The 13,997-nt window shown below is 37.8% G+C and carries 16 protein-coding genes; 11 read left to right on the top strand and 5 right to left on the bottom strand.

The window, feature by feature from the left end:
- Positions 1–207 precede the first annotated feature (207 nt).
- The 4 genes from BM163_RS08795 (at position 208) to BM163_RS08810 (ending at position 3,496) form a co-directional block, all read left to right on the top strand.
- On the top strand, positions 208–1,014 hold the full coding sequence (locus tag BM163_RS08795) for a transporter substrate-binding domain-containing protein (RefSeq protein WP_089802257.1): 807 nt from the start codon (positions 208–210) through the stop codon (positions 1,012–1,014).
- Positions 1,015–1,100: 86 nt separating this feature from the next.
- The gene (locus BM163_RS08800) at positions 1,101–1,754 is read left to right on the top strand and encodes an amino acid ABC transporter permease (protein ID WP_229675541.1); all 654 of its coding nucleotides are present in this window, start codon (positions 1,101–1,103) and stop codon (positions 1,752–1,754) included.
- Between the two features lie 13 nt (positions 1,755–1,767).
- The gene (locus BM163_RS08805; RefSeq protein WP_089802260.1) at positions 1,768–2,508 is read left to right on the top strand and encodes an amino acid ABC transporter ATP-binding protein; all 741 of its coding nucleotides are present in this window, start codon (positions 1,768–1,770) and stop codon (positions 2,506–2,508) included.
- A 250-nt stretch (positions 2,509–2,758) separates the two neighbouring features.
- Complete coding sequence (locus tag BM163_RS08810; RefSeq protein WP_089802262.1) at positions 2,759–3,496, top strand: YkgJ family cysteine cluster protein; 738 nt, start codon at positions 2,759–2,761, stop codon at positions 3,494–3,496.
- Between the two features lie 41 nt (positions 3,497–3,537).
- Here the strand turns inward: BM163_RS08810 and BM163_RS08815 are convergent, their stop codons facing one another.
- The 3 genes from BM163_RS08815 to BM163_RS08825 all read right to left on the bottom strand — a co-directional run bounded on the left by BM163_RS08815 (position 3,538) and on the right by BM163_RS08825 (position 6,986).
- Positions 3,538–4,869, bottom strand: coding sequence for a TrkH family potassium uptake protein (locus BM163_RS08815; RefSeq protein ID WP_089802264.1), 1,332 nt, complete (start codon positions 4,867–4,869; stop codon positions 3,538–3,540).
- Positions 4,841–5,530 carry a potassium channel family protein gene (locus BM163_RS08820; RefSeq protein WP_089802267.1) on the bottom strand — a complete coding sequence of 230 codons (690 nt, stop codon included), beginning with the start codon at positions 5,528–5,530 and terminating at the stop codon, positions 4,841–4,843. The genes BM163_RS08815 and BM163_RS08820 overlap by 29 nt, the downstream gene beginning before the upstream one ends.
- A 166-nt stretch (positions 5,531–5,696) precedes the next feature.
- Positions 5,697–6,986: a methyl-accepting chemotaxis protein gene (locus tag BM163_RS08825; RefSeq protein ID WP_089802269.1), complete on the bottom strand. Its 1,290-nt coding sequence runs from the start codon at positions 6,984–6,986 to the stop codon at positions 5,697–5,699.
- Positions 6,987–7,219: 233 nt separating this feature from the next.
- Between BM163_RS08825 and BM163_RS08830 the strand changes: the two genes are divergently transcribed.
- From BM163_RS08830 to BM163_RS08850, 4 genes are all read left to right on the top strand, one after another.
- Positions 7,220–8,494, top strand: coding sequence for an MBL fold metallo-hydrolase (locus BM163_RS08830; protein ID WP_170243702.1), 1,275 nt, complete (start codon positions 7,220–7,222; stop codon positions 8,492–8,494).
- A 6-nt stretch (positions 8,495–8,500) separates the two neighbouring features.
- The gene (locus tag BM163_RS08835) at positions 8,501–8,770 is read left to right on the top strand and encodes a DUF3006 family protein (RefSeq protein ID WP_089802273.1); all 270 of its coding nucleotides are present in this window, start codon (positions 8,501–8,503) and stop codon (positions 8,768–8,770) included.
- The gene (locus BM163_RS08840; RefSeq protein ID WP_229675542.1) at positions 8,771–9,451 is read left to right on the top strand and encodes a CPBP family intramembrane glutamic endopeptidase; all 681 of its coding nucleotides are present in this window, start codon (positions 8,771–8,773) and stop codon (positions 9,449–9,451) included.
- 206 nt (positions 9,452–9,657) lie between these two features.
- Positions 9,658–11,109, top strand: a complete 1,452-nt coding sequence (locus BM163_RS08850; RefSeq protein WP_089802277.1) for an IS1182 family transposase — start codon at positions 9,658–9,660, stop codon at positions 11,107–11,109.
- Positions 11,110–11,276: 167 nt separating this feature from the next.
- Here the strand turns inward: BM163_RS08850 and guaC are convergent, their stop codons facing one another.
- A complete protein-coding gene (gene guaC / locus BM163_RS08855) occupies positions 11,277–12,260 on the bottom strand; it encodes a GMP reductase (RefSeq protein WP_089802279.1) in 984 nt (327 codons plus the stop codon).
- 503 nt (positions 12,261–12,763) lie between these two features.
- Here guaC and BM163_RS08860 point away from each other — a divergent pair.
- From BM163_RS08860 to BM163_RS08870, 3 genes are read left to right on the top strand one after another with little or no spacing between them, the layout of a single operon-like run.
- Entirely contained in the window at positions 12,764–13,069 is a 306-nt protein-coding gene (locus BM163_RS08860) for a PTS sugar transporter subunit IIB (RefSeq protein WP_089802281.1), read from the top strand.
- Between the two features lie 20 nt (positions 13,070–13,089).
- On the top strand, positions 13,090–13,419 hold the full coding sequence (locus BM163_RS08865) for a PTS sugar transporter subunit IIA (protein WP_089802283.1): 330 nt from the start codon (positions 13,090–13,092) through the stop codon (positions 13,417–13,419).
- 60 nt (positions 13,420–13,479) lie between these two features.
- Positions 13,480–13,686 carry a hypothetical protein gene (locus tag BM163_RS08870; protein WP_089802285.1) on the top strand — a complete coding sequence of 69 codons (207 nt, stop codon included), beginning with the start codon at positions 13,480–13,482 and terminating at the stop codon, positions 13,684–13,686.
- Positions 13,687–13,754: 68 nt separating this feature from the next.
- Here BM163_RS08870 and tnpA read toward each other — a convergent pair.
- A partial coding sequence (tnpA, locus tag BM163_RS08875; RefSeq protein WP_143088207.1) for an IS200/IS605 family transposase occupies positions 13,755–13,997 on the bottom strand: 243 nt, incomplete at its 5' end.

A 13,997-nucleotide genomic window follows, 5' to 3' on the forward strand; every position in this document is an offset into this window, starting at 1 on the left:
ATGACGTTTAAGCTTAAAAAATGATGGGTATGGGAATTATAGGGTGAACTGCTTCGGGTCGTGCGAAGCAGTAATAAATGCTAAAACAAAGAGGAGGATGCGGGACCGGTTAAGCGAACTTTTTGCTTTTATACCATGATTAAAAGGAATCACCTATACTTATCTCTTGATTTGAGATGAAAAAAAGTAAAAGGGAGACGATTATTCATGAAAAAATTGTTAGGTATTTTAATGTTAGGGTTGCTATTCACATTGGTTGCATGCGCAGGAGATGATACGGCAACGGATTTAAATGGAGACAGCACTGATGAAGACTTTCATTTAGTTGAATCAGGTAAGTTAACTTTTGCGGCATCAGGTGAGTTTAAACCGTTTAGTTATATGGAAGGGACGGATATGGTCGGTTATGATATTGCTGTAGGCGAAGCGATTGCTGAGAAATTAGGACTTGAACCTAACCCGAAAAAGGCGGTATTTTCTGGTATTGTAACGGGTGTAAGTGAAGGACGATATGATATTGCTGTGGCTAGTCATACAATAACAGAAGAGCGTTTAGAGCAAGTCGATTTTACTGAACCTTATTATTATTCAGGTCCAGTTGTATGGGTACAGCCTGGCAGTGACATTGAAACAGAAGCAGATTTAGAAGGTTTAAAGATTGCGGTAGCGCGTGGGACAACTTATATTGCGATGGCAGAGGAATATACCGATGACATTCCTCAACTAGACAGTGATGTTGTTGCGTTACAATCTCTTGCTAATGGGAATTACGATGCCGTTATAACTGATGATGTAACGGGTAATGCAGCGATTGATAATGGTCTTGAGATTGAAGAAGCTTTTTACTTGGGTGTCAGTGAACAAGGCATTGCAGTAAGGAAAGATAACCCAGAATTAACTCAAGCAATTAATGCTGCTCTTGAGGAAATGAAAGCATCTGGTGAGTTAGAAGCACTCGCACAAGAGTGGATTGGTGTAGATATAACAGTTGAGCCAGAAGATACGATCGAGTAAAGTGCCAAGGTCACGCATTTGCGTGACCGGCATTTGTTTTACATATCAATAATAAGGGCTTTTATTAGGGAGAAGGAGAGATTGACTTGGGAGAGTTTTTTGATATATTCATCGGGAGTACTGATGTATTTTTTCAAGGGTTATGGTTAACATTAAGACTTTCTGTCGTATCATTACTCATTGCCATTGTGATTGGACTATTTTTTGCGATGCTAAAAATTTCACGCATTAAAATATTAGAAATAATTGCGGACTTATACATTTGGGTTGTGCGAGGAACGCCACTGATCGTTCAAATTTTTATTTTATATTATGGTTTGGCAAGTATTTGGCTCATCCCTGAGTTCTGGGCAGCGAGTATTGGTTTAGCTTTTCACTCGGGTGCTTATATCGCAGAGATTATTCGTGGGTCGATTCAATCGATTGCCAAAGGACAAAATGAGGCCGCGCGTTCATTAGGAATGAACCGACGATTAACGATGCGTCGCATAGTCCTACCACAAGCATTTAGACGTGCAGTACCTGCTTTGGGTAACCAATTTATTATAGGAATCAAAGATTCGTCATTGGCGTCATTTATTGGCTTACAAGAATTATTTGGCGTATCAAATACGATGGGGTCAAATTCATTTAATTACTTACCTTACTTCTTTACAGTAGCCATTTATTATCTTGTCATTGTGTTAGTTCTAACAGTGGCCGTGAACCAATTAGAGAAAAAATTAGCGGTAAGTGATTAAGGAGGAAAAGAAAATGACAAAACCTAGAGAAATGATCCGTGTAGAGAAATTAAATAAATCATTTGGTGATTTACATGTGCTCTATGATATCGATCTAAAAGTTAATGAAAGTGATGTTGTGGTCTTAATCGGCGCGAGTGGGTCGGGAAAAAGTACGCTATTGAGATGCTTGAATTTTTTAGAGTTTAAAGATGATGGAAAAATCGTTATAGAAGGTGAGCAAGTTGAAGCAGCTACCCATGACTTAAACAAAGTGAGAGCGAAAGTTGGTATGGTTTTTCAGCACTTTAATTTATTCCCACATAAAACGGTTTTAGGAAACGTCATAGAAGCCCCGATACAAGTAAAAGGGATGTCTAAAAAAGAGGCGGTTAAAGAAGGGAAGCGGCTACTAGATAAAGTGGGACTTGGTGATAAGTATGATATTTATCCTTCCCGTTTATCAGGTGGACAAAAGCAACGGGTAGCGATAGCGCGCGCGCTTGCTATGCAACCTGACATTATGTTATTTGATGAACCAACGTCAGCACTTGATCCAGAACTCGTTGGTGAGGTGCTTGAGACGATGAAAGAACTTGGAGAAGAGGGGATGACGATGGTTGTTGTCACCCATGAAATGGGCTTTGCTCGTGAAGTAGGCGATTGGGTTGTTTATATGAATGAGGGGCGAATTGTAGAAGAGGGGCAACCAGATCACATATTTGATCATCCAAAAGAAGAGCGAACAAAAGCGTTTCTTAATTCAATTTTATAATCCTTCTATTGTTTCAAAAAGCGTAAGGACAATTTGTCTTTACGCTTTTTTGATGAGGGCCAGGCAGCTTACACGTGGCTTTCATTGTCAGTCGCCTATCTTATGTGTAAGGCTGGAAGTGTCCGGGTGATTTTTTTAAAACATCATATGAAGGTGTGTATTTTTTACGTGATGGCGATATTACTTCTGATATGTTAAACTTTAGATTGTTCTAAGTATCGATGAATAGGCTATTATAAGGTGGATGAGTATGACATATATAACGTATGATAAACTAATGGATAAAATAAACCGCTTAAGTCAACAATATGCAATTGATGAAGCACTTTTTTATCAGATTGTTGAACATTGGGATGAACAAGACGTTCCTGTTGAGAAAAAGTTAACAGAATCTTTTAAAGGGCTGTTAAATCAAGTCAGTGCTGAGATGGACAAAATGGACAACGTGATGGAACAAAAGCCGACGTGTTTTATGGGGTGTGCTTTTTGTTGTTACTTCCCAATTATTGTAACAGGACTTGAAGCTAAGTTAATTAAACATGCGATTGAACAATTCCCTGACAAAAGACGATTAGCTATCTTCAGACACTTAGTTGAATATCAGGAAAGGCATAGGATGACTTTGGCTAAAGCGCGATCAATTGATTTTAAAGAAGATGCTGATTTTAAACGTAAGTATCGCTCGCTGGATTTACCATGTCCCTTACTCGATTTAAAAACGAACAGCTGCATAGCGTATGAAGTAAGGCCAATTCCTTGTCGAACGTATGTAAATTATCTTGATCCTCTCCTGTGTGAAGAGAACAGAATGCCTAAAGAAACCGTCAGCTTTGAATTTCTTTATGGCCCGTATTTTGAGGCGTTGAACGATTTTGTTCAGTGGTTATATGAAGATGGGGATACAGGGATCATAGATTACCCAGAAGATTTATTTAGTGAAGATTATTTGATTAATTGGTTAGATATAACAAAAGCGTCTGAGGCATAATCTCAGACGCTTTTTCTATAGATGTTATATGAAATGCATAATCATCCAGTGAAAATCTCACCCTTAGGATAAGAAATGTGTGGTGGCTTTGAACGTGCGAGTGAGAAGGCGATGGTAAGAGGGCCAACTCGTCCAATAAACATAAGAAACATGATAATTGGTTTTCCAATCGATGAGAGTTGATCAGTAATCCCAACAGATAGTCCAACAGTGCCAAAGGCAGAAAAAGCCTCAAAAACAACGGCCATCATTGGTAAGTCCTCAGTAACCGAAAGCATAAATATAGCGACAAAGACAATAAAGAAACTAATAACGATAATTGAGAGCGAACGAATCACCACCTCGGTTTCAATGCGTTGTCTAAAAGCAAATACTTGATTACGCCCGCGAAGATAAGCGAAAACTGCTAATATAATGATGATAAGTGTTGTAACTTTAATGCCTGAAGCGGTTGACGCACTACCTGCTCCAATAAACATCAGGAAAATTGTTAACATTAGTGTACTATTGTTCATATCACCATAATCTAACGAGTTAAATCCAGCCGTTCTAGGTGTAAGCCCTTGAAAAAAGCTACCCCATAGTTGTTCGTTTAGAGGCATTGCACCAATAGTATGTGGATTATTCATTTCTAAAATAAAAAAGCTGAGTATCGCAAAAATATTAATCAGAAATGTGCCAATCAACATAATTTTTGTATGGAGGGTCCATGTACGCCATTTTTTTTTATGCATTAACTCATAAATAACGGTAAAACCAATCCCGCCTGAAACAAAAAGTAATGTGATGACAATGTTGATCAATGGGTCAGCGGCGTATTGAGATAAACTGTCGTTAAATAGACTGAACCCTGCATTATTAAATGAAGAGACGGCATGAAATAAGCTGATAAAAAGCCCTTTGCTTATACCGTATTCTGGAATCCACCGAATACTAAGCAGAGCTGTAGCTATCAGCTCCATAGAAATGGCAAAGTAAAATAAAGACCGAATAAGTCGAACTATTCCGCCCATAGAGTTTTGATTCAATGCTTCTTGCATGAGTATACGCTCTTTTAATCGAATCTTTTTTCCTAAAAATAAAATACTCATTACGGCAAATGTTAAAAAACCTAGACCACCTATTTGTATGAGAATCATTAAAATAGTTTGCCCAAATGTTGTAAATGCAGTTCCAGTATCAACGACAATGAGACCAGTAACTGTTACCGCAGATGTTGCTGTGAAAAATGCGTCTAACCACGATAAAGGTACTGTTCGACTTATTGGTAACATCAACAATACTGTACCAAGTGTAATAATAGTGATAAAGCCGAATGCCAGTATTTGTGGTGGTGAGAGAGGTTTATCTCTTAGTTTTAAGCGTAAATTCATCGTAAACTTCCACCTTTTTAAATTTTTGAATCTCTTTGTTGCGTCCCAATACAATCAGCACGTCTTTTGGTTCAATAAGATAATGAGGGCTAGGGTTTATATCAACTTGTCCTTCATGTCTTATACCTATTAATGATAATCCGTAGAGTCCACGCAAATCTATATTCTCAATTGAGCGATTAAATAATTGTTTGGATACTTTAATTTCAACAATACTATAGTCATCAGAAAGTTCAATAAAATCCATGATATGGTTATTCAATAATTGATTGACTAAGCGTTTGGCAATGTCTTTTTCTGGTTGAATAATATAATCAGCACCAATTCTACTCAGTATTTTTGAATGGTTTTTATTAATTGCTTTTACCCAGACGTTCTTAACGCCCATATCTTTTAATATAAGTGTCGTGAGAATACTTGCCTGGATATCTTCTCCAATTGCGACGATGACATAATCAAAATTGGTTAAGCCTAGTCTCTTTAAAACGTTTTCTTCTGTTGTATCAGCAACAACGGCATGTGTTGCAATAGCTTGATAGTCACTTACTAACCGTTCTTTCTTATCGATCACAAGTACATCGTGCCCTTGTTGAATTAACGTATCAGTGACACCTCTGCCAAATTGGCCTAAACCGATGACTGCTAATTGACGTTTAGCCACGTGATGCCCCCCTTTTTTATACAAAATACTGTGAAATTATTAATAGCTCTTTACTTTAGCTAACATACGTTAATTATAGATTATTGTCAATATAAAAACCGGTTCAAATAGAACCGGTGGGTTGAAAAAAAGAGAGGCAATAATTTAATAATAGAGTTGCGAAGTTTTATAGCGCTGGTTTGATTTTTTTGATTAATTGAACAACGTACTGTGAGTCCTTCTCAATCTGGACTAAACTTAACTCAGCTTCTGCCGTTCGACTATTATTAAAGTGATTTATGGCAAGCTTTGCTTGGTCATGAATGCGCTTATGTGGTGCTTGGATGTCTTGTTTAAGGACACGACACTTATCGGTATCTGGTAAAATTGCTAACCATCTTCCTAGACGACACTCTTTTTCCGTTCCAACTTGTTGTACATCTAAATCAACATAACCTAAAATCATGTTATAGACGTTCCATTTCCACATGAGGTGATCCGCGATAGAAATATCGGCTTTTGTCTTATTGTTCAAGTCGTATGCGTGTTCTAACATGTTTTTTCTTATGGTGTTAAGTTGATCTGAAATAGTATAGAAAACCTGTCCGGTTCGTTCTGTTTTTGATTCAATTTCACGACTAAATTCATTAATTTGCTGGAGGTGTGCGGCCATTTGTTCTGTTGTGGCAGATTGTTCTTCGACGTTGGCGCTCACTTCTGTAAAGGAATGATTTAACTCATCAAAAGCTGTTTTTATACCTTCTAACTGATCAAATGCTTCACGCATTTGAATGTTAGCATGTGTCAGTTGAGCGACGATATCATCAACTTTGTCATTTGTTTGATCGATTTTCTTCGTTAGTTCAGCAACGATGGATTCAATGTGTCCGACTTGAACTTTTGTTGAGTCGGCAAGCTTTTTGATTTCATTGGCAACGACTGAAAAACCTTTGCCGTGTTCGCCAGCACGTGCGGCTTCAATAGATGAGTTTAAAGCAAGTAAATTTGTTTGCTCGGCAACCCCTTTAATCACATCGACCATTTCCTTGATGCGTTCGGCTTCATGGATGACTTCAGACATATCAGATTTGATTTCTTTAACCCGATTGACGTCCTTGTTCATGCGATTGAATGTATCGCGAGCAACGGTTAAGTTAGTTACGGCATTTGTTTGAGCTGTTCCAGCTTTTTCAGCTGAGTACTGTGTTTGGCGTGAGATCTCCTCCGTCGTTGAGGCGAGCTCTTCACTCCCGCTGGCCACGCTCTCTATAAGGTTCGCTTGTTCACGTACACTTAAGATCATGGCCTTTATGTAGTCCAAACTTGTCATATCGATTAAAAGGTTGTTTATAGATGTTAAAGTTAATTCTAAATCGTGCTTCTTTTCTGATAATTCAGTTGTGAGGTTTTCAACAATAGCCGCTCCCTCATTCATTTGATTACTATTAATTTCTGGTTTTTCTTTACGTTTAAACATGCTGCTTCACTCCCCAGTCAATATACTTACACATATAATATCGGTCAATAATATCTAAATTAAAGTGCTATATAACAACAATGTAAAAATATAATTTTCTATTTTTGTTAATCAATTAAGCGGCTTGGATATTAATGCAGCTTCCTGTTATATAACTATCGAAGGCGGCTGTTTGACGTTAGTAAACTGTGGTAAGATGTAGAAAGAAAAATAGATTTGAGGGGATGAGTAAGATGAAAAAGTATCTTTTGCTATTATTAATGACGCTATTTGTCTTGGTCGGGTGTGGGTCGTCGATTCACGAATCTGTTGAGGATGGTGACGTTGGTGTTCCAACAGAAGGACAACAGACAGAAGATGTAAAACAAACAACATCTCCTGACGCTTCGTCTCTAGATGAAACAGCAACAGGGAAAAGTGAAACAAATGAAAAAGCGCCAAGTGCTTCTAAAACGGATGACATGCGCGTGCATTTTATTGATGTGGGGCAAGGCGACGGTATATTGATTGAAACTGTTGCTGGGAACGTTTTAGTTGATGCTGGAAATTGGAACGGTCGTCAAGTTCTTGATTACCTTCATCAACAGCAAATAACACATTTAGATTTAGTTATTGCAACGCATCCAGATGCGGACCATATTGGACAGTTACCGCTAATATTAAATCAATTAACGGTGGATGAGATATGGATGAATGGTGTCGAGTCAACGTCTAAGACGTTTGAAAACACGCTCAATATCATTGATGAAAAAAACATCATCTACTATGAACCAGAAGTCGGTGATGGTATTGACTTTGGTGACGTAGCCATTGACGTATTAGGACCTATTACCAAAACAGGGGATGCTAACCGAGATTCTATCGTTGTTAAAGTAACGCATGGTTCTAATGCGCTCTTATTAACGGGTGATGCTGGAGTGAAAGAAGAACAAGCGTTGATCACACGTTTTGGTCGTGAATTAGAGAGTGATATATTAAAGCTCGGTCACCATGGATCAAACACGTCAACGTCTCAAGCTTTCTTAAACGCGGTCAAACCATCGATTGCGATTGTATCAGCCAGTGCCAATAACAGTTATGGCCATCCGCATGCGGACGTTTTAGCGCGAGTTATTCAAGCGACAATTAATGTCTACCAAACGAGTAAGCACGGGGATATTGTCTTTCAATCAGATGGTGAAGTCATCAAGCTTATAAAGGCGAAAGATTACACAACACGTCCAGAAATTGAAAAAGAGCCAGAGCTAAAGGAAGAAGCATCCGCAAAAGCAGAAGAACTAGAAACAGCGAAACAACCCGTGTCAAAAGACGCTCTAGAAGGCTGTGTTGATATTAACGATGCCTCAAAAGAAGAGTTAATGACGATTATTCATATAGGTGACGTTAGAGCAGACGAATTAATCAGATTACGCCCCTTTTCATCCGTTGATGGCTTAACACGTATTAACGGTATTGGTAGTGGTCGACTAAAGGATATTAAAGCTGAAAATAAAGCATGTGTGAGGTGAATAGGCATGAAAACGATAGCTGTGATTGACCGAATGAGTGACCAACAAACGGCGGTAATACTTGTTGAAACGCTCGGAAAAGAATTTGTTGTTAAACAGGCGCAGTTGCCTGAGGGTGTAAACGTACATGATTATATAGATGTAGAAGTTATTCATAACAGTTTAACGATCCTTGGGAAGAATGAATTAAAGACAAAGGAACAAAAAGTGAAAATTAAAGATAAATTGGCTGTGTTAAGAGCAAAGAATAATCATATTAGTCGGAGGCGACGCTAGATGATTGCTAACGAGATTAAAAAGCGCGTGCTTATTGCACTGTTAATTATCTTGCCGATACTAATGGCGCCGGTAGATTTATTTTTAGCCCCAAATTACTGGGTTAAATCGCTGGTTAAATGTATATTATTCATTGGTCTCCCATTAATATTAAATAACCATTATCAATGGGTGAGTATTAAATCGATGTTGACAGTAACAAAAAAACAACTATCTCTAATAGCCCTGGTAATGATCGCTACTTATGGCACAATTATTTTTGGCTATCAATTGCTAGAGCGTTGGTTTGATTTCTCGATGATTACCGTCCAATTAGAATCATCGATGGCTATTACGAAAAACAATTTTTGGTTTGTGTTTTTTTACATTCCATTAGTGAATGCGCTAGTAGAAGAATGGTTTTTTAGAGGATTTGGCTTTCTTACATTAAAAAAATTTTTTTCAAGACGTTGGAGCTATTTTTTAAGCGCTATTATATTCAGTCTGTATCATGTGGCGATTATGGCTCATTGGTTTTCGCCCTTGTTATTTACCTTATTAGTTATAGGGTTAATTGGCGTAGGGCTGTTTTTTAATTATATTAATGAAAAAACAGGGACATTTTTAACCTCTTATATGGTTCATGCCGGGGCGAATTTTGCCATTAATACAATTGGCCTGTACCTGTTTGGTATGATCTAATGGCACAAATAGTTACTTTTTTTGAAGTGAGAAATCTGTCGGATGCACAGAAAGAAGCCATCATAAAACAAACTGTTAGGCAGAAAAAACCCTGGAGTAAGAAGGCCACTGAAAAAGCCCAAAAAAGATCGGATACCTCATTTAATCATAGGCATCCGGTCTTTTTTTCGATAAAATAGAAGTATCAATAATAGGTGGTGGCTAAAATGATTCTAAAACAAACAGAAATGATGTTAAGTCCGTATTCAGAGATTTATGATATTGTTGTGCCTAAAGATAATTTTTTACGACAACTTAACGAGCTCGTTGATTTCTCGTTTGTTTATGATGAATTAAAAGATAAGTACTGTCACACCAATGGTCGAAACGCCATTAATCCTATTCGTATGTTCAAGTATTTACTCTTAAAGACCATCTTCGATGTCTCAGATGTTGATGTTGTGGAACGTTCTAAATACGATATGTCGTTTAAATATTTTCTTGGCATGGCTCCGGAGGAGCCAGTTATCGAGCCAAGTTCTCTAACCAAGTTTCGTAAATTACGACTAAAAGATATCAATTTACTCGACTTACTGATCAATAAAACCGTGGAAATTGCGATTGAAACCGACGTTTTAAAAAGTCATACGATTATTGTTGATGCTACACATACAAAGGCGCGTTATAATCAAAAATCACCGAAAGAAATATTAATGGACCGTTCGAAGAAATTACGTAAAGCTGTTTATGCGATTGATGCGTCGTTAAAAGATGAATTCCCAACCAAACCGACATCCAATGAATTAAAAGATGAACTCGACTACACTCAAAAACTAATAGATGTGATTGATGCGAATCATACGATTTCTGAATACCCTCAGATAAAAGAAAAAATGAATCTGTTAAAAGAAACTGTGACAGATGATATTGAACAGCTGCGTATATCTGAAGATGAAGATGCTCGAGTGGGACACAAAACACGTGATACAGCCTTTTTTGGTTATAAAACACACCTGGCTATGAGTGAAGAACGTATCATTACAGCGGCAACTGTTACCACGGGAGAAAAGACAGACGGCAAGCAACTCCAGAGTCTTATTGAAAAAAGTATGGCAGCTGGGTTAGAGGTTGAAACCGTCATTGGAGATGCAGCCTATTCAGAGAAGGCGAATATTGCTTTTACGAAGGAAAGAAACATGGCACTCGTGGCTAAATTAAACCCTTCTGTCACTCAAGGTTTCCGTAAAAAAGAAGATGAATTTGAGTTTAACAAAGATGCAGGTATGTATGTGTGTAAAGCCGGTCATTTAGCCGTTAAGAAAGCACGTCACGGTAAAAAGAATGTGGCCACAAATCAAACGGACACGTATTATTTTGATGTGGAAAAATGTAAAGTGTGTCCGCTTAGAAATGGTTGTTATAAACCTGGCGCTAAAAGTAAAAGTTACTCCGTTAGTATTAAATCAGACAATCATAGCGATCAGGCGAAGTTTCAAGAAACAGAATATTTTAAGGAGAAATCAAAAGAGCGTTATAAAATAGAAGCTAAAAACAGTGAATTAAAACACGGACACGGGTATGATATATCAAAATCCTCGGGTCTTGTTGGCATGCAAATGCAAGGAGCCGTCGCGATATTCGCGGTGAATTTGAAAAGAATATTAAAACTTAGAAGGTAACATGTACGAGTATGTGAATTAAAAACAATAAAAAGACGACACTTATTCATATTTTCGAATAAATGTGTCGTCTTTTTTGATTCTAATTAAACTTACAATAAGAAAATCGTAAGATTTTCAGTGGCCTCGGAGTAAGCGATACTTTCTCCAGGGTTGTTCAAATTAGTTTAATAAACTTTATCGCCATTAAAAATAGAGTTTTTAACGACAACGTAATCAACATTTCGAATGGCCATTAATTCTTTACCCCCAGCATACGATATACTAGATTGAAGATCTTGTTCCATCTCCAATAAAGTATCTTTTAATTTGCCGCGATACTCGACGTGCATTTTTTTTCCTTCGACATTTTTCTTCTCGCCTTTTTGGTATTCTGATGCGGAGCCGAAATATTCCTTGTATAGCATCCCGTTGAGTTCGACAGTCTCGCCAGGAGATTCTTCGTGCCCAGCGAACAGCGATCCAATCATTACCATGGAAGCACCAAAACGAATAGACTTAGCGATATCTCCATGTGTTCTTATCCCGCCATCAGCAATAACAGGTTTACTTGCTGCTTTGGCACACCAGCGCAAAGCAGCAAGTTGCCATCCGCCAGTACCGAAGCCGGTTTTTATTTTTGTGATACATACTTTACCGGGGCCAATCCCTACTTTTGTTGCATCAGCTCCCGCATGTTCGAGTTCTCGAACCGCCTCTGGCGTACCGACGTTCCCAGCAATAACAAAGGTTTTTGGCAATTGTGCTTTAATGTGTTTAATCATTTCAATCACTGCTTGTGAATGACCGTGCGCGATATCAATGGTGATAAAATCAGGTATCACCTGGTCTTCTTTTAACTGATTGATAAAATCATATTCTTCTTTTTTAACCCCAACACTGATGGAAGCGATTAAGCCATCTTCTTGCATCGCTTGTGTAAAGGTCATCCGCGTTTCTGGTTCAAACCGATGCATAATATAAAAGTATCCTTGAGTTGCTAAATGACGTGCAATTTTCTCATCTATAATTGTTTGCATATTTGCAGGGACAACAGGTAATTTAAACGTATGTCCACCTAAAGTGACTGATGTGTCGCATTCTGAGCGAGACTCAACAATGCACTTTGCTGGCACTAATTGAATATCTTCGTAATCAAATACATTTTCCATTATTTACACTCCTAAAGACGAATATTTTTTATTTAATTAAGGATATCGTTCGAATCCCTCATGTAATATAACGGATTTAATGCTAAATGTCAAATTTTTTAGTGTGAAAAACGAAAAAGAAGACAATGCCGCATCAAACGTTAGCTTTTGGATCGGTTATTTTTGTAAGCGCTTTGCAATGAGGGTGGTAAAAAAGACTATTCAAGACGCATTGTTGGCATGAAAAAACTGCTCAGGCCGGGCTAATGTGTTATGTGAGTAGTGATCAGCGAGAATGTCAAATCGGTATTAAACTTCAGTTGTTTTTGTTGGTGTTAGGAGGTTGCTATTTCGGTGTGTCCGAGAGAGGAAGGTGCCTTAGGTGCTCTAAGTTTACTTCGACTTTATTATTAGCCTCACTCCTAAAGGATTTTATATTTAAATAGATGAACAACGTTTAGACTCTCGTAAGAAAAGGAAGAGGAGAATGTAAAGCAAATAGCAATCAAAGGGAGGAATGTTTGATGAAACACCTTGTCTTAGTATGTGCTGTGGGGATGTCGAGTAGTATATTGGTCAATCGCATGATTAGAATAGCAGAAAAGAAAGAACTTGAAGTCATGATTCATGCGTCTGGGATGGGCGATTTAGCCTCCTTTATTGATGAAGCGCATTTGTTATTAATCAGTCCGCAAATTCATTATATGGAAGAAAAGATTAAACAAAAATATCCGCGTATACCTGTTGTGTCGTTATCTGCAAAAGATTATGCTGAAATGGATGGAGAGAAAGTGTTGATGAAAGGTCTTCGGATAATCAGTGAAAACTAAAAAGTATTAAAGGAGACGTTATGATAGAGCGAGAAAAAATACAACAACGTGCATTTAAAATTATCGCAGAGGCGGGAAGTGCTAAAAGTTTAGCCATTTTAGCTTTACAATCTGCAAAAAACAAGCAGGTTAATGAGGCAACCAAAAAACTTGAACAAGCTAGACGTTATTTTAATGAAGCGCATCAATATCACCGCGACTTAATTCAACAAGAAGCAAGTGGAGAAAACGTGACATTTTCACTGGTTTTTATGCATGCAGAAGATCAATTAATGTCAACGGAAACAGTGATAATCCTTGTCGAAGAGCTGATAGAGATGTATGATTATATTAATGGGAAATGTGAGTAGGGTATGGTGAGTTTGTTGTATCCTTTTTTAAAATTTTGAATAAATTTTTCGGGGGTAAAAATGAAGTATCGTTATTTTTTATTTCTTGCTATTTTAGAAACGGCTTTAGGGCTGGGTATTGGTGTTTACAGTTATGTGACGAATCAATTAAATGTTTTTATCGTCGCCATATTATTTATTGTCTTTATGGGTGTCTTTATTAACATTGTGTTATACCGGTATTTTAAAAAGGTTGTAACTGATACCCAGGTGCCTAAAACGTCATAGGCTATTCATCTAGATTATCTATACGGGTCGCCAGCTGAGAGAACACGTTACTTTAGTGACGTGGTGAATCAGCGTCTCGGGCGACCCGCATTGTATTCGGTTAGTTGGTTGTCGATATAGTCTTTAACGATATGTTTTGATACATGGCCTAACGTAGACATGAAGTAGCTCCCAGACCATAAATGCCCTCCCCATAATGTTGCTTTTGTTTCTGGATGTGCTTTAAACCACATCCTTGCCGACCCACCTTTTAAAGCTTGCACAATTTTACTTGGCGCATATTTAGGGTGAAATGACACCATTAAATGAAC

Source organism: Halolactibacillus alkaliphilus, from assembly GCF_900115465.1.
In the GTDB taxonomy this organism is placed as follows: Bacteria; Bacillota; Bacilli; order Bacillales; family Amphibacillaceae; genus Halolactibacillus; species Halolactibacillus alkaliphilus.

Excerpts from the sequence above, each read along its gene's own strand:
- BM163_RS08795 (WP_089802257.1), top strand. The coding sequence starts at position 208 with ATGAAAAAATTGTTAGGTATTTTAATGTTAGGGTTGCTATTCACATTG.
- BM163_RS08805 (WP_089802260.1), top strand. The coding sequence starts at position 1,768 with ATGACAAAACCTAGAGAAATGATCCGTGTAGAGAAATTAAATAAATCA.
- BM163_RS08810 (WP_089802262.1), top strand. The coding sequence starts at position 2,759 with ATGACATATATAACGTATGATAAACTAATGGATAAAATAAACCGCTTA.
- BM163_RS08815 (WP_089802264.1), bottom strand. The coding sequence starts at position 4,869 with ATGAATTTACGCTTAAAACTAAGAGATAAACCTCTCTCACCACCACAA.
- BM163_RS08825 (WP_089802269.1), bottom strand. The coding sequence starts at position 6,986 with ATGTTTAAACGTAAAGAAAAACCAGAAATTAATAGTAATCAAATGAAT.
- BM163_RS08830 (WP_170243702.1), top strand. The coding sequence starts at position 7,220 with ATGAAAAAGTATCTTTTGCTATTATTAATGACGCTATTTGTCTTGGTC.
- BM163_RS08835 (WP_089802273.1), top strand. The coding sequence starts at position 8,501 with ATGAAAACGATAGCTGTGATTGACCGAATGAGTGACCAACAAACGGCG.
- BM163_RS08840 (WP_229675542.1), top strand. The coding sequence starts at position 8,771 with ATGATTGCTAACGAGATTAAAAAGCGCGTGCTTATTGCACTGTTAATT.
- BM163_RS08850 (WP_089802277.1), top strand. The coding sequence starts at position 9,658 with ATGATTCTAAAACAAACAGAAATGATGTTAAGTCCGTATTCAGAGATT.
- guaC (WP_089802279.1), bottom strand. The coding sequence starts at position 12,260 with ATGGAAAATGTATTTGATTACGAAGATATTCAATTAGTGCCAGCAAAG.
- BM163_RS08860 (WP_089802281.1), top strand. The coding sequence starts at position 12,764 with ATGAAACACCTTGTCTTAGTATGTGCTGTGGGGATGTCGAGTAGTATA.
- BM163_RS08865 (WP_089802283.1), top strand. The coding sequence starts at position 13,090 with ATGATAGAGCGAGAAAAAATACAACAACGTGCATTTAAAATTATCGCA.
- BM163_RS08870 (WP_089802285.1), top strand. The coding sequence starts at position 13,480 with ATGAAGTATCGTTATTTTTTATTTCTTGCTATTTTAGAAACGGCTTTA.